Consider the following 16,999-nt stretch of genomic DNA (forward strand, 5'->3'; position numbering starts at 1 on the left):
TCGCTAGCTCGCGGTTGCGCGCGCCTTCAAGCGAGCGGTCATAGCCTCCAACGAACTGAGCCGATGCGGCGTGCCGTTTCCGACAACACCGTAGCTCCTGATCAGGTACCAGCCGCCCTTCGAGGGCTGCACCAGCGGCGGCACGCTGTCGGGGTTAGCCTCAGCAAACGCGGCGAGATAGTCCTTGATGACCTGTTCCGGGTCGGGCCGCTTCGGTGCCGGTTTGACCAGGGTCAGGATCTGCCCTCTCGGCGGGACCTCGCTCGCAGGGCTCCGGAGATCTTGCTCGCTCCGTTGGAGCTGCACAGCGATCGCGCTCGTAACAGCGGCCTCGATAGCGCTCTCGATCGTGTCGCCGAACTCGGTGTGGCCGAGGCCCGCCCGAGCGCCCCAGCGGCCGGTCACGGTCTTCCAGAAGGACACCGAGTTGCAGGGACGCTGCGTCTCTTCGGCAAGGCGGTCATAGCTTTCAGTAATCGTCGCCATCTCGTTCACAGGCTTCGCCATAAAAAAGAGGCGGAGAGCGATGCCCTCCGCCTCTCGAATGTCTCGATCGAGAGTCCGATCAGCCGGCGACGGTCCAGGCCATCGTGGTGGTGCCGCTGGTGCCGCAGCCGTTCTGGGCGTTCGCGGGGGTGAAGGGCGGCGGGGTGGTGGTCGAAGCAGTGGCACCGCCGATCACGAGACCGACGATCGCGCGTCCCATGTCCATGGTCGCGAGCTTCTGGCAGGCCTCGGCCGGAACACCGGTGAACGAGACGTAGAAGCCGGAGTCGGTGCCGCCGCCGGTGTTGGTCGGGAGGACGGTCACGGTGCCGTTGAAGGCGTGACGCAGCGCGCCGCCGCCGGCGTTCATCTTCGCGGGCAGGGTATTGGCGATCGTGGAGTTCTGCAGGCCGGTGAAACCGGCAGCGCCGGCATAGGTCGAGCGGATGTTCTGCTGGATCGTCGCGAGCTGGCTCGCGGATTCGGCGACACGGCTGTTGGTGCTGGCGTTCTGGTAGAGCAGCATCGCGCCGGCGACGACCAGCATCAGCAGACCGAGAACGGCAGCGGCTTCGATGAGGGAAAGGCCGCGACGAACGCGGCGAGCGGTGGCTCGTGCGCGGACCTTGAACGAGTTGGCAGTGATCGACGTCATCTGCGGGGTCTCCTGGTTGAACAAGCGGCGTCCGCGTGGAGCCGATCCTTACGAATCCATGCCAATCCAGCGCGGCCATGAAGGACGCATTAAATAAGCAGGCCAGTTTCAAGGAGTGTCAATCAGATTCTAACGATCTTTGAAGGACCGAGCTTCCGCTACGGCGCGATCCTTCAGTGCGGCAGCATTCCTGGCTCGGGCGCCGCGTTCTCGAACTCGGCGATCGCTGCTGAAACCAAGGTCTCGTATGCGTCTGCAAAGGACCGCGCAGAACGATTCGAGGCGAACCAGGAACGCAGTGCGTGAAGATCCTTGGACGTCAAATGCGGCATCCGCGACGGACGGATGCCGCGCGAGATCATGAAATCCTCGCGTGCGTTGTCGAGCAGGATCTCGAAGTCCTGGCTACGCGGAGCCGGGACCTGGATCAGAGAGAAGCGATCGCGCAGCGCGGGTTGGACGGTCCTCAGGTCGTTGGCGGTGGCGACGTAGGTCACGTTCGAGATGTCGACCGGCGCCATCAGGCAGAGGTCGTGATAGGTCCCCGAGCCGATCAGCTGCAGCAGAGCGTCGGCAGCGCTACCGTTCGCGCTGGTCGAGCGCGAGGTTTTGTCGATCTCTTCGAGCACGAAAGCGGGATTGGCGCAGTTGTGCTCGTGCATACCGAGCACGATCGCGCTGGGTCTCGTCGTCGCCCAGCTGCGCGTCACCGCGGAGATGCCGGCGCCATCCGCGACGCCGCCAAGCGGCAGCACCGTCGTCGGCAGGCCGGTCGCCTCACAGACGAAGCGCGCAAGCGTGGATTTGCCTGACCCTGGAGGCCCGACGAAGAGCATCGGCGAAAGCGTGATCGGGCGATCGCCCTCCGCCGCGCGCAGCACCGCAAACCGGTTCTCGATGCGCTCGGCTGCCATCTCGGCCCACGGCCAGCGCTGACGGATGGCATCGCCGATCCGACGGGGCTCGGGCAGCTCTCCGAGGAACGGAAGCTTGCGACCAATCAGAGCTCGATACCGCTTGGAGATCTCGCCGCCTTCGCGGGAGTCCTGATCTCCGATCTTGGTGATGACGGTGGTGCCGAACCCGATTTCTTCGAGCTCTTCGGCGTCGTCAACGACCGGGGCGAGGGTCGAGCTGTGCTTGTCCGCCATGCTTTTCGTACCTTGACCGGAATCCGTCAGGCGCCCGAGCGTTTCCATCCACTCGGAAGACAAATTGTCCAGCGTTAGCCGTTGTTCCGCGAACTCCTTCGATAGCGCGCAGGCCTGGGTGATGACAACCATCTGCTGGATGGCTTCAACATGACCTTTCTGAGCCGCGAGCCACATCCAGGTTCGTATCTCATCGCAGGCGAGAACGCTCAACCCGATCTTGGTCGGCTCGGAGGCAGCCCTGTAGGCCACGTCCTTGGGCGGCTTGCCGGGGACGAAGAATGAGCGGGCCAGCGCCGGCACGCGCTCGATCGCTCGCGTCCTCATCCAATCGAAGACGTTGTCGATCTGGCGTGTCGTGAACGCGTCCGGCAGGCGCCACGACGCGAGAAATCCGAGCTCACCACCAACCACTAGGACCACCTTGCACAACAGAACGGTCGAAACAGTATCGAACCGCGGCTTAAATCTGCATGAATTGGATTCGCTCGATCTTTAGCGACCGCAGGAATCGAGCGGAGAAATCCTTTATTCAGGGCGCGACGCCCGCTTCTGGCAGGAAGCGAACGTGATCGTCCTCGATCTCAAACGGTCGTCCGACGACAACCGCCTCCTGGATCTCGCGAGCGAGCTCCGGGCGTCGCGCGATGGCCCGGCCGGCCGCATTGATCGTGTAGCGCTCCGTGGCGCCTCCGGAGGTATCCACGCTGATGGCCATGCAGCGCAGCAGACCCAGCACCGTTTTCTTCGAGATCAGCTCAACATCGAGCCAACATTCGCGGCCGGCCGTGACGATCTCTGCCTCCTCGTAGCGGCCTTCCGCTTCAGCTGCCGCCATCGTCCTTAGGATTTCGAGCTCGCGCCTGGTGATCAATGCAGAAATCCTCCCCGGAAAGTGGCGCACACGTACAGCCGCATCCTCAAAGTGCCTCTTTTCGGCGTCCAGCAGACAATAGATTAGACCGTCGCGCCTATCAGCGCGCCACAGCTCGCGACGGGGCGGCTTCAGCGCCTTCGAGACCAAGCGAGATCGACATGACCACGTTCTTCAGGTCGATCAGCAACTTACTTCCGATATTGTCGTTGAACCCAAAGGCCATTATCGCGTCCTTGATGATCCGCCACTGCCCCGCGGGCAACTCGATCGCGAAGCACTTGTGCGGCTCCCCGCGCTTTGGAAGCTCCAAGTCCTTGTGGTCGATCTCTCGTACGACCAACTGCCGTATCTGTTCGGAGACCTCATCCACAATTGAGTCAACGACGCTCATTGCCGGCGTAAGCCTGTAGAGGCCATCCCTTCCTACTCTCACGACCTCGCGGAGGCCTTCTGGCGTAACACCGTAAAATTCGATCTTCATGCTATGTGCCCTCTCACTCTTTTGCTCGTTTGGTGATGCCGCTGCGCTCACGGCCCTGGGGTTGCTGGCGTCACCATCGGCGACACTTCTGCGAGGAAATCCCGGATTTCGCTGAGCGCAGCGCATTCCGGGAGGTGATCGGAGTTTGCGGACCGGTACTTCCGATCGCCGGCAGTCACAGTGATGAAGCCCTCTTTGCCCCAAGTGCGCCACGACGGCCGCTCGATCTCGACGGTCGGCTCGGATGTCTCGTAGACGGCGATCACGAGCTCGCAGAAGACGGCATCATCGAAGTAACGCGAAACCGTCGGCGCCGCAGCCGAAAGCCGCTTTGCGATCGTGTCGGCCCGTTGGCGGGCGATATCATTCCGAGTTCCGAGCTGGCTGTTTCGTTCGATGCGAAGCGCGTGTGCCATCATCGCCAAATCGGCGATATCGAACTCCATCGAGACGGTTCGGGGATGGTTGCTCATCGCATTCCTCACAGCGGCGAAGCAATCGCCGCGCCCTCATTGGATAGCATGACCGATCCTTGGTTGTGTACGCCGGGCTTGCGCTCATCCACCGGATGGCGTCCTGTCGCGAATGCACGCGATTCCCGCTTTCATGCCAACTCTGGCTTCTCCCTGGTCTGAGCAGGATCTGAGGAGCACGCTGCCCACCCACGAGATCCCGAACCTGGCGCCGACGCGCGCCCTGATGCGGGAGATCGGCTTCGACGAGGACGATCTCGCAGAGCTCTTCGTCAACCCTAAGACCGAGACGATCCTCGTCGATCCCAAGGCATGGTTCTGGACCGACAGAAAATGGTGGAAGCACACGCGGCCAGAGACCATCGACAAGATGTATCGCGTCGCCGGCGGCTGCTTTGCAGAGTTGAGCCTGTCCGAACAGGCAGCCATGCTCGGGCTGGAGATCGAGGAGATCGCGGGACGACCGTCGAGGGCGGGTCGCGGCATGTGGGTCCTGCCCGGCGGTCCGGTCGGGACGGTAGAGGACCTGGCCCTGGCTCACTACCGAGAGCGCGGCTATTCAGGTACCGCCTCCGAGGGCAAGGCGCTCAACGGCATCAACCTGATGAACGGCCAAGTCTTCCAGAGGCGCTTCGGCCATTGGCTCGGGTTCGATGAGACAAACCAACGGCAGCATCAGCCGGGACCCGAGTACGCGGCCAAAGTGCTTCTCTCCGCCCGTGAGGTGCTCGCGAACGTGCGCGAGGTCTACAACGAGCGAAAGTCGTACTACCTCGGCCTGCTGAAGGCGCCAATCGAGGAGATCGAGGCCTATATCGCCACAGTCGGGCCGGACCATATCCTGCGTTGCGTTGAACATAGATACGTCCATGGAGCGACCGTGTTCAGCGGCCACTTCGACCTGACGCTACGCGGCGAAAGCCTGCGCTTCGTCGAGGTCAAAGCCAAGGATCGTCTCCATGCCAACCAGGCCGATTGGGTGCGCAGCGTGGCACGCCCGCTTGGCCTAGACGCGTCGATCGCGCGCGTGGTCAAGTCCTAGGCCTTGCCTAGCGCGATCTTGAAGGTCTTCAGGAGCACCGCGGTTCGGGTGTCGGAGGGGCCGTGCAGGCCCTCCAAAGCACCCAGCTTTTCCAAGCAGTTGGCTCGCTCGCCCCCCCCGACCGCCTTGCATTCTATTGCGCCGAGCCGAAAGCGCTCGAAAGCATCGAAATCCATGTGCCGACGGAGCACCGCGGTTTGATCATTGAAGGGCGACTTCAAAATTGCTTGGGCGAAGCGATTCATCGCCTGGAAGTGTGCGCGGGGCTCCGGCGCCCCGTCCTTTGCGATCTCGCGATACTCGTCAAGCAGTCGGCTGCCAGCGGCCGTGATCGCGCTCGCTTCCTCCTGAAACCGGCTCGAAATATTCCACATGGGTGCGAGGGCGAAGCTCGCAGCAACCGCCCCACCAAGGATGCCGACGGCGAAGCCTCGCACGGATCGCGCACGCATTGCCGAGGCGTAAAGCCGGCCGGACAACGCGCCCATGAGAACCGCGGCGGCGAAGGCGTACGAGATCATCGCGCCCAGTCCACTCGTGTTGACGGCGATCAGAAGATGGAGCACCGCGACCCCGACGACCCACGACCAAAACACCATCGGCATCCGACTTGTGCTCCCGCCTGAGAAGGCCGCCGCAGCGAGGACTGTCGACCAGATGACCTGTTCGAAGATCGAACCGCCCGCATCGATAATCCCGACCTCGGAACCCAGGTGCACAATGCTTTTGTAGATGCCTGGCAGGAGAGCTGCGATGACCACGGTGTTGGACCCGGCATCGGAGAAAAGGACCTTCAGCGAGTTGATCACACGGGACATATCGACTCCTCAAACATCGGAACTACAGAATATCTACACACCAAGTCGGCGCGTCGTCATCGCTATTCCCGCATCCGCCCACCAGAATTTCAGGTGCTTTCCTTGTTCCTCGGGCTCGGACCTCATAGTTTGTCGGCATGAAGCCGCCTGTCCTGCTAACCCGCAATGAGTTCAGCGCTGCCGTCCTTGCAAGGACCGGTGGATGCTGCTGCGCGCCTGGGTGCGAGGCAGCTGCGACGGCGGCGCACCACATCATCGAGCGACGGCTCTTCACCGACGGCGGCTATTACATCGAAAACGGCGCGCCTCTTTGCGACGCCCATCATCTCGCCGCCGAGCACACCACCATTTCGCCGAGCGAGCTGCGCGCGTGGCTCGGCATCAAGCGCCTGGTCCAGCCGCCCCAATTCGAGGACGATGAACTCGTCGACAAGTGGGGTAACCCCGTGCTCGCGAATGGATCCCGACTGCGCGGCGAGCTCTTCGACGAGGAGCCTGTGCAGAAGGCATTGGCGGCCGGCGGCGTGCTCAGCCTGTTCCGGACGCACGTCAAGCACCCGAAGACCTGGCACATGCCAACGTCGCCCGGGCTAGGCCGCGGCGATCGCATGCTCAAGGACCTCTGCACCTTCGAGGGCGAGCGTGTCATCATGACGGAAAAACGCGATGGCGAGTGCAGCTCGCTCTACCGCGATCACACGCATGCACGCTCCCTGGACGGCCGGCACCACCCGTCGCGGGACTGGCTACGCGCGTATTGGAGCGCCATTCGCTGGGATATCCCGGAGCTGTGGAGAGTCGTGGGTGAGGGGACCTACGCGAGGCACTCGATAGCCTACGCGGATCTGCCGTCGTATTTTGAGGGCTTCGGGCTCTGGAACGAGCGCAACTTCTGCCTGAGCTGGGACGAGACCCTCGAATGGTTCGCTCTCATAGGCAGCAGCGCCGGGCTCTCGGTTACGCCAGTGCCTGTAATTTACGACGGGATCTACGCCCCCGAGGCGATCGAGGAAGCTTGGCAGGCCTATCTCGCGCGCGACATCGCCCAGGCTGAAGCCACAGGTCGGCCGCTGCAGCAGCGCGAAGGCTATGTGATCCGGACGGCCGCGGGGTTCGCATATCGGGATTTCCGCAAGCACGTCGCCAAGTGGGTGCGTCCCAATCACGTAATCACCAGCGAACATTGGATGCACGCAGAGATCACGCCGAACGAGCTGGCAGAAGATCGCGACGAGGCCCCAGTGCTTCGGCCGGTGCCATAAAAGCAGCGAGCCCCACCGGTGATGGCAGGGCTCGAACGATAAACATGGCCGAATTGAACGGCGGATGCTCGCATTCTATTGGTACGTGCGGATTCACCTCGGTGACCTTCTGGCTTTCGAGCTTCGGTTGGACCGCACCTCGTTCTTTGCTAGAATACAGATAACCGTCTCGCCTGCGATGATGCAGCTGCGGTTGGACCGCACCTCGTTCCTTGCTAGAATTCGGGCGATGATTGACCAGCTCCGCAGCGAGCTGCGGTTGGACCGCACCCCGTTCCTTGCTAGAATCCGTGCTGTGGCCCGTAATCGTCATCACCTGCTGCGGTTGGACCGCACCTCGTTCCTTGCTAGAATTGCCGTCGCCGGCGAGCCCGAAGTCCACCTGCTGCGGTTGGACCGCACCTCGTTCCTTGCTAGAATTCCCGCCGAGCTATTCAGTGATCTCGATATGCTGCGGTTGGACCGTACCTCGTTCCTTGCTAGAATTAGCAGGCCCTCGTTGTTTGCCGCCTCATAGCTGCGGTTGGGCCGTACCTCGTTCCTTGCTAGAATAGACCCTGCCGCAACCATCTGATTCGTCAGGGTTTTCCGTTCCCGGACCAACTAAGAATCCACCTCCGCCGCAAATGATCGACGCGACCTCAAATTTCCCCCGCGTCGATTCGCCTTGGCCGCATCACGCCTGATGGACTGACGTTGAGCGCGATCGCGTTGAGACCTCTCAGCTTCTCCGCGCTTGCCGATTGGTAGCGAAACGGGTCCCTTTTGTCCGCATCACGCGTTTTGAGGTTTCCGCCGGCGTTGTGGTCGGCGACCACAATCTGTCCGCTTTCGCTGAACTTGATCACGACCTTAATCACGCGGCCCTCATCGCCATCAAGCTCGATCATGTCGCCCTTGTGCAGACGCATCGCGAGCTTACCCCCGACTTTCTGGACCTCCCAGCTGGGCCGGAAGCCCCTGCGGTTCACGTCCGTGATCGGCGCAGGGTACATTTTCCAGGATCCATCGCGCAGCATGACGATGTCCATGTGATGAATCCCGTCACGCTTCAGCGCGGTGAACTCATGGCCTTGCGCGTCTGCCTTTGGCACCACAGCATTTTCGACCCCCAGCAGCCGCGCACGCCTGACACCTTGCTCCTCGCCGAAGCGGTTCAGGTGAGCGGCGATCAGCTTCTTGTTCTCTGGGTCGACGCCGTCGATGGCGCCCAGCGCGCCAGCCCTCAGCTCTTGTCCCCGAATCTTTGCAACCTCCTTTGCAGAGATCGAAGCAAGGGGCTTGCGATAGACGACATTGCCAGCCCGGTGATCAGAATGCTTCTCGGAAACGAGGCCGTAGGCGGTTTCCTTGAACAGAGCCCCCTCGATGCCGTGCTCTGGCTTGTATGAGACCACTACTCGATCGACGGCAGCTTTCACCACATCCCTGAAACCAGGGAATGGCTCTGCCACCGCTTTGACGAGGTCTGCGCGCTCGCCTCCTTCGTAGCGCCCGGCCTCGCAAGCGAGGTGGGACAGCCAGCCTCGAGTCATGGTTCCGATGACGATGGCGTCGATCGCGTGGTGGCGATGGTCGTCTCTGTTCTTGCTCCCGGTGTCGCCTAATAACTCGTTGAGCCGCCAGCGAGCCCTCAGGAGCGCCGTCATCTCGCCGGGCGTGACGAAAACATCGCCGTAGACGCGCTCGCCCGTGGCCCCGTCGAACCGAACGCAGATGGCCTGGAGGTACTGCTGCGCGATACGGGAAAGGTGACGGGTCTCGCCAAGGTGCCTACCCAGGAAGCCATCGGATTTCTCATACCGCTCCATGGCGTCCGGCTTGAAGCGCCAGGATTTATTCGCGGGGAGGGCCTTGGCTCGCGACCAGATCTCCGGCCATTCAGCACGGTCGCCAAATGCCTCAAAGGGAGACCTCCCACGCTTCTCCCGGTTCTTTTCCCGGACGCAGACGACCTTGTTCGCCGCTGTATCATCGAGCGTGCGAGACATCGGCAGAAGGTGCTCGACCTCAATTTCGCCAGTGAACAAGGCGGCCTGGGTGATCTCCTGGCCGGAGAACGGGCATCGCGCCTTACCATCTGCGCCAGTTTGCTCGTCCAGAAGACGAAGTCTCAGCATTGAGTCTCCGTTCACCCGCACCCCAAGCGACTGGAGCAGATCGCGGCGCTTGTCGTTCAGCTTGGCGTTCGCGCGGTTTGATGCGGCGGTCGCTTTCTTCTGCTTCTCCGTCTGCTTGAGGTCGCGCGCGAGCTCGACAACAATCTGCGAGGGATGGCCGAACTCGATCAGCAGCTCATTAACGACCTTCCGGAGCTGATTGAGCCCGATATGAACAGTCGGGTTCGTGAAGCGGCCGAATTCCTCACCTGGAAGCGCGGGCATTACCTGATCGGGAAGGATCACTGCGTAATTCGGCAGCTGACGAGAAACTTCCGGCGCGGGCCGGCCACTTCGGCGGACCTGGTCCGAATGATGCCAGTCATAGCCAATGGCGCGGCCGGCGCGCAGGACGGCCTCCGCGAAGGTCACAACAGAGCCGTCTGCTGTGACCTCCGTTGCCAGAGCCTCAAGGATTGCGGCGTTGGCCGTCAAGCCGAGCTTGGAATAGCCGTCTGGAAGGACGCGGATCATCGCCGCGATCGCGCGGGCTTCAGGCGCCGGCACCGAGCATTCCGCCACCAGCCGCTCAGCAGCATCGAGATCCTCTTCCTCGGCGAGGACGATCGAGACGATGGCGTCTTTCTCTCCCCAGGAAAGTGAGTCCCATCTCCCGCCGAAAGCGGTTTCCATATGGACACATTCGGCGAATTTGAAGCCGGGGATGTGCTTCTCGCCTGCCTCTTCCAGCGAGAACGCGACGCCTGCCTTCAACCCGAGGAGCTTGCGAGCCCGGGGGAAGGTCAGCTTCGCCGACCGGAGCAGCTCGGTAGCGAGCAAATCGCGTTCAGCAACGCTCAGCGGACGCCGTATGCCGTCGTCGTAGCCGATGCGGAGATGGTTCAGGCGCTCGTAGATCTCGCGGGCGGCGACAGATGGCAGGGCCTTCGGGGCACGAAGCTCATCAGTGAACGAGCACTTCCCGACAGGCGGCGGCTTGATTGGACGCTGCCTGAACAGGATCGCTTCGATCTCCGCCTTTGCCACTTCGGTCAACGCCGCCGGATGGTATGCCGCCTGCGTAGACCATATCGCCTGGAACTCGTCCTGAACGATCTCGCGCGTCGGATAGAATTCGTAGAGCGCCTGGTTACCGGCGCCGTCCAGGCGAATGCGGGTGCTTTTCCGCTCCCCGCGGCGCTGCCACAGGAACTCTCCGAGCGTGCTGCACCCAAGGGCTGCGAGCGCAATCTTCAGACGCTCGGTGCCCGCAGCGATTTTCCCGAGTTCCTCGTCTTGGGCGACTCCCTTCCGCTGGCTTTTGAAGCCTCGACGCTGGTGGAGATGGAAAAGGGCCCGCCCGATCTCGAAGGTGGCGAGTGCCTCATTCACCGCGCGCGCACGGAGCTCGTAGGGATCGAGCTTCGCCAGAGCGAGACGCTCCTCGCCTGCCTCGGGAAAGAGGCCATGCTTGGCGAGAGCCTTGAGCAGGTCTTCGCGCCGGAGCTTGAAGCGATCTCGTGTCCGCCGCGCGAGCCGGGCCGCGCGACGCTCTGACGCGAGTGACGCCTTCGACTTCGGATTACGCCCGTCCTTGAAGATGCGAACACCCGCTCTGAGGATCTCCAGGGGAGCGTCGACCCCAAAGATGCCCCTGGGGTCTACCCCGGTGCGCCATACCGCCCAGCCAATCGAGTTTGTGCCGAGGTCGAAAGAAAATCTGATGCCCATGTAGAAATGCTGCAGCAGTCCTTGACTGATGGCAACACGTCGCTTCATTATCCACGGGTTCTAGCAAGGAACGAGGTGTGGTCCCTCCGTTAGTAAGGGTTCATCCCACAAAATGAGGGCGGGCTCCGGTCCGCCCTTTCTCGTCCTAGAGCCTCGGCGCCATCCGCCTTCGCATCTCGCGAGAAGTGCCCCAAGCGGCAACCCCAAGGCCTCTCTCGTCGCCTCCAGATCATCACCCGACCCGGTGAGCGCCTTCAGAGCGTTCCGAAAACGCGTCCACCTCGGTTTGCAGCCTGCGCTCACGTTAGTCTTTGATCCGCCATCCACCGCATTGCAGCTCGACCAAGTTGACTTCCCGCCGGTAGGATTCGAATGTCGATCCATGATCTGGACGGCGCCATCCAGGTCATCTGCGCACGATAATTCAGGGCTTTCACTCGGGGCCCTTTCTCGGGTCAGTGCGCTGGATCGCGGAGGTGTAAGCCCGCGCTCCAATCTGGCGGGAGGAGTGTAAGGCCTCCCGCCAGTTCTCCCTCTTCCCCTTGTCGCATTCATTCCACTAGGCGACCTTCACGACCGGAAGGAATCCGCCATGCGCTTCGACGTCCCATTCGCCTATGAGCTTGCGTACCTCAAGCCTCGAGGTCGCATTCCGCAGACCGTGCTCATCGCAGATCGCGTGAGCGTGGAGATGGGGTCGGTCGGCGACGTCGATGCGCCTGTGGTCATCGCCGGGTGCTTCAAGGCAAACCAGCGCCTGGGCCCGGAGACGAGGCAGCACGAGCCTTTCGAGCGTCGTCTTTTCGATGGGCGCCTGTTCGAGGTCCTCCATACCCATTCGACGCCGACGATCGCGGCCTACGAGTTCTCCGAGCAGGACCGGCGCGAGGGCTGGCGCTGGACCGAAGGATACACCGTCGAGGCGCTGCGGCGGCGCCTCAACAGCCCGGAGAACACGGCCAAACTCCTCGCAGGCGTGATCGGCGGGGAGGTCCCCTACAAGCCGAAGATCCATGATGAGCGCCCCGCCGGCATCGACCGGGTCGTTCACGACGGCCGGGATGAGATGGTGCAGCGCATCCGGGATGCATTCGCGCGCCTCGTCCTGGTCGACGACCGCGTCCACTTCCAGACGCTGCCGCCTGGGATCGGGCTTACCCTGTCGGAGGCCCTGCATTGCCCGCTCGGCCAGCGCCAGGCCGAGATCAAGCTCCATGCCTTCAACCGCTCGCGGCTCCAGGTCGAGTCGAACCTCGAATTCACCTTCGACGTCTCAAGGTACGACCAGGCGCTCGAATTCTCCGCGGCGATCGCGCGCAAGGCCAAGTCCGCAATCCCGGGCTCTGAGGTCGAGATCCTCAACCCGCTGTCACCCCAGATCGATCGCTACGACGTCACGCCAAGCTTTCCCGAGGCACGGGTCGCGGCCCTTGCTGCCATCAATCGCACCATGGACATGCTGCTTGGCCGGCTCGGCGGCCCGCATGTTGGTTCCCCGAACTTGTCGCCTGAGGCCCTGAGGCTGGGGGCCGAGCTCGCCGAGACCCGCAACGACATCATCGCGGGCAACAGCTACGCAGCCGGCCGTGCCGCACGCCTGGTGGAGAAAGCAGCTGAGCAGCACTGGAACGGCTACAGCGCCCACCACCGGCTGTTCTCGAATTTCGCCCACCTGCGGGCGGATCTGACGACCGCCGCCGTCGATCACGCCTGCATTGAGGCCGCGCTCGTCGAGGCCGAGGAACCCGATCTCGCTAACCTGGTGCCGATGTGAAGCTATCTGTCCCCGCAATCTATGAAGTCGTCTGCGACATCAAAAATGGCCGCCATCCGCGAACCTATCCCATCAGGGAGATGTTCGACGTCGAGATCGAGGAGGCCTCGCTGACGGACGCTCCCGAGGTCATCCGCGGCGCCTACCTCCCGCAATTTGGCGAACGGATCGACTTCTCTCGCCGACTACACGGCCTGCACCTGTTCGAGGCCGTCGACTGGAGCCTTTCCGGCGAAACGGCGACGCTCCGGCATCAGAGGCGGGTCGACCTGTCTCGCCGAGATCATGGCCTCCACTTGTTCGAGTCTGTCGACGAGGGCTTTTCCGGCCAAGCCGCGGCGCTCCGGTATCTGGGCAAGGTCATCGAGCGGCACTTCCCCAGCCGGCATCACGCTGAGGCCGACGTGCTTGAGGCCCTTCCTGCGAAGGCCCGCACGATCCACAGCAACACGCGCGAAGGCGTGGAAGCGTTTCTGCTGAAGAAGGCAAGCGAGTTGCTCTTCGTCGATGGCGTGCTTCACGAGCGCACGCCCGCGCCCGCAGTCAGCGTCGAGCTGCGAGGAGGGGCATTCCTCGCCTCCGGGGGGCTGCAGCCCCAAGGAGAGATCACTCTCGGGCTGGGGAAGGGCGACTCAACGGAGCGGGTTACCTTTCTCTTCGACGTTGCTCATCGAGAGCAGGCGAGCGAGCTCGCGTTGTTCGCCCGGCACCTCGTCCCATCAGCGTCGATCACCGAGAATGCCACGATCGAAATCGAGCGCTATGACGTGCCTGCCTCCATCCATCAGGCCCGGTACGCCATCAGAGCCGCGCTGGCAGAGCTCAACGTCCGGCTAAACTCGACCCCGACGAGCGTTCCAAGGTTTCCGGGCGAGGTACGCGAGACGAAGCTGTCCGCAGCGATCAAGGAAGCTGCCCGGCTGCGCACCCTCGTACTTCAGGAGGACTGTGAGCCTGATAGCCTCCTCCATCAGGCCAAGGACCTGCTCGACAGCGTCGCTGACGTCATCAAGGCCAAGCCGGAGCGATTCCGGGCCATCTCCGGGATCTTCACGCTTGCCGAATTCGCCGCAGCCAACAGCCCGAACGACCTTTCGCTGATTTCCCGGGACGATCCCGAGCTCGCCAATTTTAACTTCTGAGGTCGGCATGCTCGACAAGCTCCTCGCGACCGGTGTTCCTGAAGAGTGGCGCCACGGCCGCTGCTATCCGATGGCCTCCGCACTCAGCGACCTGCTGTCATTGCCTGTCGTCACGCTGACGGTTTCGACCCGCTCGGATCACTCTCCCACCGGGTGGCGGGAGCACGTCGTGCATGCTTGGGTCCGCAGCCCCGACGGCGAGGGCTTCGACGCTGGCGGCTTCTTCGATGAAAGCGGCGTTCAGACGACCTTTCTCGCCAACACCGGAACGATCTGGCGCAACGCCCGAGTCATCGAACACGCGGATTCCGCGGCGCTCTTTTCCCACCTGGTGGAGTGCTTTCCCGAGGCGATGGATCCGACCCACCGCCTCCACTTCGATATCCTCTGCCAGCAGGCAAGCGAGGTTGCCCAGGAGCATCTTGTCCACCTGGCGATGCCTGCTCTCACGCCAGCGTGATCTCGCCATCCTCCGAAATCTGCATTCCTGGAATGGACAGCGGCATGGGCCATGCGCGATCCATCCTTCAACGCGGATCCAGATGGATTCGATGAGCTATTCTTGAAGGACCGCCTATGACCTTTGCAGTTCTCACCCGCCGCGGCGCGATCGCCGGCATCGCCGCCGCACTCACCGCATCCACGACCCTTGCCCAGGCCGAAGACCCGCCGGCGGTCACGCTCGACAAGCTTCTGGAAGCCACCGACGTGCCGGACCTCTGGATCGGCGACCCGACGGCGAAGGTCACAATCGTCGAATACGCCTCGCTCACCTGCACGCACTGCGCGCGCTTCCACGAGGACGTCTGGCCGGAGCTCCGCAAGCGCTATGTCGATACCGGCAAGATTCGCTTCGTGTTGCGGGAATTCCCGCTCGACCCGCTCTCGCTGGCCGCTTTTATGTTGGCTCGCGCCGCCGGGGCAGACCGGCGTGAAGCTTACGTCGACGCGTTTTTCCGCAAGCAATCAGAGTGGGCGTTCAACGGTCGTCCGCTCGACACGATGCCGGCTCTCACCGCCCAACTCGGCATGAAGCGAGAGGAATTCGACGCGGTCCTGAAGAACGAAGCCCTGCTGACGAGCATCAGTCAGGTCCGTGTGCGCGCCCAGTCCCAATTTGGCGTCAACTCGACTCCGACATTCTTCGTCGGCACCGAGCGTCTCGTCGGCGCCCGGCCGATCGCGAACTTCGAGGCCGCGATCGCCGCGCAGGGTTGAGCCCTTATCGGCCGCTGGCGACGGCGGCCGGCTTGCACCCGCTCTCATCCTGCGCGAAGGGCAGCTTCGCGTCGCGCAGGAACTTCATGGCCACTGGTGTCGACAGCGCATAGGACTGCGAGCCTCGGATGAAGGTGTTGACCCCAACGACGCGGCCGCAGCTATCGATCAGCGGCCCGCCGGAATTCCCCTTCGCCAGGACCGCTGCGTGACGGATCAGCTCCACGCCGGTCTGGGACATCTCTATGGCGCCGGTCAGCCCCTGAGACAGGGTGAGGGTCGGAATGGTGAAGTCACCGACCTGGGCGCGCCTCCAGAAGCCCTCCGGACCGATTGCCTTGCCCGGGAAGCCGGCCGCAATCACCGAGCCGCTGTCCGGGCTCGCGAACTTCAGGATCTCGACACCTTCGACAGGGCTCACCCAGATCGCAGCGAGGTCGGGATTGCCGACGACATGATCCGGCGTCATTGCGGCGACCTGGCCGACCAGCGGCAGCCTCGACTCGCTCGACAGCACCATGATCGTCTGCGGAGAGCCATCGATGACGTGGCGGTTGGTCACGATCAAATTAGGCGCGACGAAAAACCCAGATCCCTCGGACACCGTCGTGGCGTGGCGCGCCAGGATCATGACTGTCGCCTTACGCAGCCGACTCGGCAGCTCCTTGTCTTCCGACGGGATCGGGCCGTACCTGAACTGCGTCATGCGCGCCTCGGCAACGGCCGCGACGTCTGCCGCCGACAGCTTCGAGCGCCCGAGCTCGTAGCGCAGATAGTCCCGGTCCGAGGCCGTTAGCTTGGCGAGATCGCAGGACTTCGCCTGACGCAGGCAGGGCAGCAGCGCCTGTCGGTACGCCTCAATCGGCGCGAGCTGTGCCTGCGCGAAAGAAACGCCGGCGAGCAAAAGGAATGAGGTGAGGAATCCTTTCATGCAGAGATGATCAGAGGATGCGATTGATGAGGCAATAGGTCATGTCTTCGATCTTCTGATCGAGGGCATGACCTGCTTCCTATCGGTCCAGGATTTCCCAGGTCATATTGACCCGCGACCTGATCTGCAGAGATCCGGGATTGAACGGCACCACCGTCGGAATAGATTCCCTTAGCGTGCTCTTTCGCAGCACGGGAGGCTCGGTGGCCCCGGGAGCAACGGGAGCTGTATCGATCTGAAGCACGCGCCCGAGCCGAACACCAGCTGCTTCGGCATAAATCCCCGCTCTCCGCGTCGCCTCCTTCGTGGCTTCGGATATCAATTCATCCGACTGGCGCTTGTCATCGCCCACCATGTATGAAATGCCCTCGAAGTGGTTCGCACCCTTGTCGATCAGGATCTGAGCGAGCGCGCCGGCCCGAGCAATGTCGTGGAGCCTTATGGTCAAGGTATTGCGAGCGCGAAATCCGCGCAGCGTCTCCTTGGACTGCAGAAAAACGCCACGCGTGTCATCCCAAACCAACGAAAGATCGAAATCCGTCTTCAGGTCGAGAGCGTCGATTCCCTGGGACCTGATCTCGGCAATCACAGGCGCCGAGAGCCGCGCCATTTCGTCCGTAGCAGCCCTAGATGTCGGCTTTTCAGCAACAATGCTGAGCTGGATCATTGCGATGCGTGGGACGACGTCGCGAGTTGCCTCGGCGCTTACTGTGATGTTCGGCGGACGAGGCGCGGGTTGATCGTCCTGCCCCACCGCGGGTATAGAAAGTCCGGTGACTATCGCGAGTGCGATGATCGATTGCCTGCGCATTCAAGGACCCTAGCGGAATGGACTGCCGATAGGACCGAGGCTATCTCA

Annotated in this window: 17 protein-coding genes; 7 read left to right on the forward strand and 10 right to left on the reverse strand. The window is 62.6% G+C overall.

Annotated features, from left to right (window positions below; all coding sequences use genetic code 11):
• Positions 1–3: 3 nt before the first annotated feature.
• The 6 genes from OCUBac02_RS26115 to OCUBac02_RS26140 all read right to left on the reverse strand — a co-directional run bounded on the left by OCUBac02_RS26115 (position 4) and on the right by OCUBac02_RS26140 (position 4,123).
• Positions 4–495 (reverse strand): hypothetical protein, encoded by a 492-nt coding sequence (locus OCUBac02_RS26115; RefSeq protein WP_173050716.1) that lies wholly within the window; start codon positions 493–495, stop codon positions 4–6.
• A 70-nt stretch (positions 496–565) separates the two neighbouring features.
• Complete coding sequence (locus OCUBac02_RS26120) at positions 566–1,141, reverse strand: type 4 pilus major pilin (protein WP_173050718.1); 576 nt, start codon at positions 1,139–1,141, stop codon at positions 566–568.
• Between the two features lie 173 nt (positions 1,142–1,314).
• A complete protein-coding gene (locus OCUBac02_RS26125) occupies positions 1,315–2,706 on the reverse strand; it encodes an AAA family ATPase (RefSeq protein WP_173050720.1) in 1,392 nt (463 codons plus the stop codon).
• 118 nt (positions 2,707–2,824) lie between these two features.
• Positions 2,825–3,316, reverse strand: a complete 492-nt coding sequence (locus OCUBac02_RS26130) for a hypothetical protein (RefSeq protein WP_173050721.1) — start codon at positions 3,314–3,316, stop codon at positions 2,825–2,827.
• Positions 3,267–3,650 carry a hypothetical protein gene (locus tag OCUBac02_RS26135; protein ID WP_173050723.1) on the reverse strand — a complete coding sequence of 128 codons (384 nt, stop codon included), beginning with the start codon at positions 3,648–3,650 and terminating at the stop codon, positions 3,267–3,269. The genes OCUBac02_RS26130 and OCUBac02_RS26135 overlap by 50 nt, the downstream gene beginning before the upstream one ends.
• A 47-nt stretch (positions 3,651–3,697) precedes the next feature.
• Positions 3,698–4,123: a hypothetical protein gene (locus tag OCUBac02_RS26140; protein ID WP_173050725.1), complete on the reverse strand. Its 426-nt coding sequence runs from the start codon at positions 4,121–4,123 to the stop codon at positions 3,698–3,700.
• Between the two features lie 112 nt (positions 4,124–4,235).
• On the opposite strand from OCUBac02_RS26140, the gene OCUBac02_RS26145 reads away from it, so the two are divergent.
• Entirely contained in the window at positions 4,236–5,165 is a 930-nt protein-coding gene (locus OCUBac02_RS26145; RefSeq protein WP_173050727.1) for a hypothetical protein, read from the forward strand.
• On the opposite strand, the gene OCUBac02_RS26150 is transcribed toward OCUBac02_RS26145, so the two are convergent.
• Positions 5,162–5,983, reverse strand: a complete 822-nt coding sequence (locus OCUBac02_RS26150; RefSeq protein ID WP_173050729.1) for a hypothetical protein — start codon at positions 5,981–5,983, stop codon at positions 5,162–5,164. The two genes, OCUBac02_RS26145 and OCUBac02_RS26150, sit on opposite strands and share 4 nt — an antisense overlap.
• 137 nt (positions 5,984–6,120) lie before the next feature.
• Here OCUBac02_RS26150 and OCUBac02_RS27430 point away from each other — a divergent pair, with 137 nt between their 5' ends.
• Both OCUBac02_RS27430 and OCUBac02_RS27650 read left to right on the forward strand, forming a co-directional pair.
• Positions 6,121–7,245: an RNA ligase family protein gene (locus tag OCUBac02_RS27430; RefSeq protein WP_244639301.1), complete on the forward strand. Its 1,125-nt coding sequence runs from the start codon at positions 6,121–6,123 to the stop codon at positions 7,243–7,245.
• Positions 7,246–7,309: 64 nt separating this feature from the next.
• Positions 7,310–7,762 carry a hypothetical protein gene (locus tag OCUBac02_RS27650; protein ID WP_465247791.1) on the forward strand — a complete coding sequence of 151 codons (453 nt, stop codon included), beginning with the start codon at positions 7,310–7,312 and terminating at the stop codon, positions 7,760–7,762.
• A gap of 124 nt (positions 7,763–7,886) precedes the next feature.
• Here the strand turns inward: OCUBac02_RS27650 and cas9 are convergent, their stop codons facing one another.
• Positions 7,887–11,123: a type II CRISPR RNA-guided endonuclease Cas9 gene (gene cas9 / locus OCUBac02_RS26160; protein WP_173050731.1), complete on the reverse strand. Its 3,237-nt coding sequence runs from the start codon at positions 11,121–11,123 to the stop codon at positions 7,887–7,889.
• Between the two features lie 544 nt (positions 11,124–11,667).
• Here cas9 and OCUBac02_RS26165 point away from each other — a divergent pair.
• From OCUBac02_RS26165 to OCUBac02_RS26180, 4 genes are all read left to right on the forward strand, one after another.
• The gene (locus OCUBac02_RS26165) at positions 11,668–12,849 is read left to right on the forward strand and encodes a hypothetical protein (protein WP_173050733.1); all 1,182 of its coding nucleotides are present in this window, start codon (positions 11,668–11,670) and stop codon (positions 12,847–12,849) included.
• Between the two features lie 80 nt (positions 12,850–12,929).
• On the forward strand, positions 12,930–13,991 hold the full coding sequence (locus tag OCUBac02_RS26170; RefSeq protein ID WP_173050735.1) for a hypothetical protein: 1,062 nt from the start codon (positions 12,930–12,932) through the stop codon (positions 13,989–13,991).
• Positions 13,992–13,998: 7 nt separating this feature from the next.
• Positions 13,999–14,451: a hypothetical protein gene (locus OCUBac02_RS26175; RefSeq protein WP_173050737.1), complete on the forward strand. Its 453-nt coding sequence runs from the start codon at positions 13,999–14,001 to the stop codon at positions 14,449–14,451.
• A gap of 116 nt (positions 14,452–14,567) precedes the next feature.
• Positions 14,568–15,209 carry a DsbA family protein gene (locus OCUBac02_RS26180; RefSeq protein WP_173050739.1) on the forward strand — a complete coding sequence of 214 codons (642 nt, stop codon included), beginning with the start codon at positions 14,568–14,570 and terminating at the stop codon, positions 15,207–15,209.
• A 4-nt stretch (positions 15,210–15,213) separates the two neighbouring features.
• Here OCUBac02_RS26180 and OCUBac02_RS26185 read toward each other — a convergent pair whose 3' ends face one another.
• Complete coding sequence (locus OCUBac02_RS26185; protein WP_173050740.1) at positions 15,214–16,113, reverse strand: S1 family peptidase; 900 nt, start codon at positions 16,111–16,113, stop codon at positions 15,214–15,216.
• Between the two features lie 106 nt (positions 16,114–16,219).
• A complete protein-coding gene (locus OCUBac02_RS26190) occupies positions 16,220–16,951 on the reverse strand; it encodes an SIMPL domain-containing protein (protein WP_173050742.1) in 732 nt (243 codons plus the stop codon).
• Between the last annotated feature and the right edge of the window lie 48 nt (positions 16,952–16,999).

It is taken from the genome of Bosea sp. ANAM02, from assembly GCF_011764485.1.
Classification (GTDB): domain Bacteria; phylum Pseudomonadota; class Alphaproteobacteria; order Rhizobiales; family Beijerinckiaceae; genus Allobosea.

What these genes read in the sequence shown, in the direction of transcription:
- OCUBac02_RS26150 (WP_173050729.1), bottom strand. Translation starts at nt 5,983, where the DNA reads ATGTCCCGTGTGATCAACTCGCTGAAGGTCCTTTTCTCCGATGCCGGG.
- OCUBac02_RS26135 (WP_173050723.1), bottom strand. Translation starts at nt 3,650, where the DNA reads ATGAAGATCGAATTTTACGGTGTTACGCCAGAAGGCCTCCGCGAGGTC.
- OCUBac02_RS26170 (WP_173050735.1), top strand. Translation starts at nt 12,930, where the DNA reads ATGTTCGACGTCGAGATCGAGGAGGCCTCGCTGACGGACGCTCCCGAG.
- OCUBac02_RS26165 (WP_173050733.1), top strand. Translation starts at nt 11,668, where the DNA reads ATGCGCTTCGACGTCCCATTCGCCTATGAGCTTGCGTACCTCAAGCCT.
- cas9 (WP_173050731.1), bottom strand. Translation starts at nt 11,123, where the DNA reads ATGAAGCGACGTGTTGCCATCAGTCAAGGACTGCTGCAGCATTTCTAC.
- OCUBac02_RS26145 (WP_173050727.1), top strand. Translation starts at nt 4,236, where the DNA reads ATGCACGCGATTCCCGCTTTCATGCCAACTCTGGCTTCTCCCTGGTCT.
- OCUBac02_RS26120 (WP_173050718.1), bottom strand. Translation starts at nt 1,141, where the DNA reads ATGACGTCGATCACTGCCAACTCGTTCAAGGTCCGCGCACGAGCCACC.
- OCUBac02_RS26190 (WP_173050742.1), bottom strand. Translation starts at nt 16,951, where the DNA reads ATGCGCAGGCAATCGATCATCGCACTCGCGATAGTCACCGGACTTTCT.
- OCUBac02_RS26175 (WP_173050737.1), top strand. Translation starts at nt 13,999, where the DNA reads ATGCTCGACAAGCTCCTCGCGACCGGTGTTCCTGAAGAGTGGCGCCAC.
- OCUBac02_RS27650 (WP_465247791.1), top strand. Translation starts at nt 7,310, where the DNA reads ATGCTCGCATTCTATTGGTACGTGCGGATTCACCTCGGTGACCTTCTG.
- OCUBac02_RS27430 (WP_244639301.1), top strand. Translation starts at nt 6,121, where the DNA reads ATGAAGCCGCCTGTCCTGCTAACCCGCAATGAGTTCAGCGCTGCCGTC.
- OCUBac02_RS26180 (WP_173050739.1), top strand. Translation starts at nt 14,568, where the DNA reads ATGACCTTTGCAGTTCTCACCCGCCGCGGCGCGATCGCCGGCATCGCC.
- OCUBac02_RS26140 (WP_173050725.1), bottom strand. Translation starts at nt 4,123, where the DNA reads ATGAGCAACCATCCCCGAACCGTCTCGATGGAGTTCGATATCGCCGAT.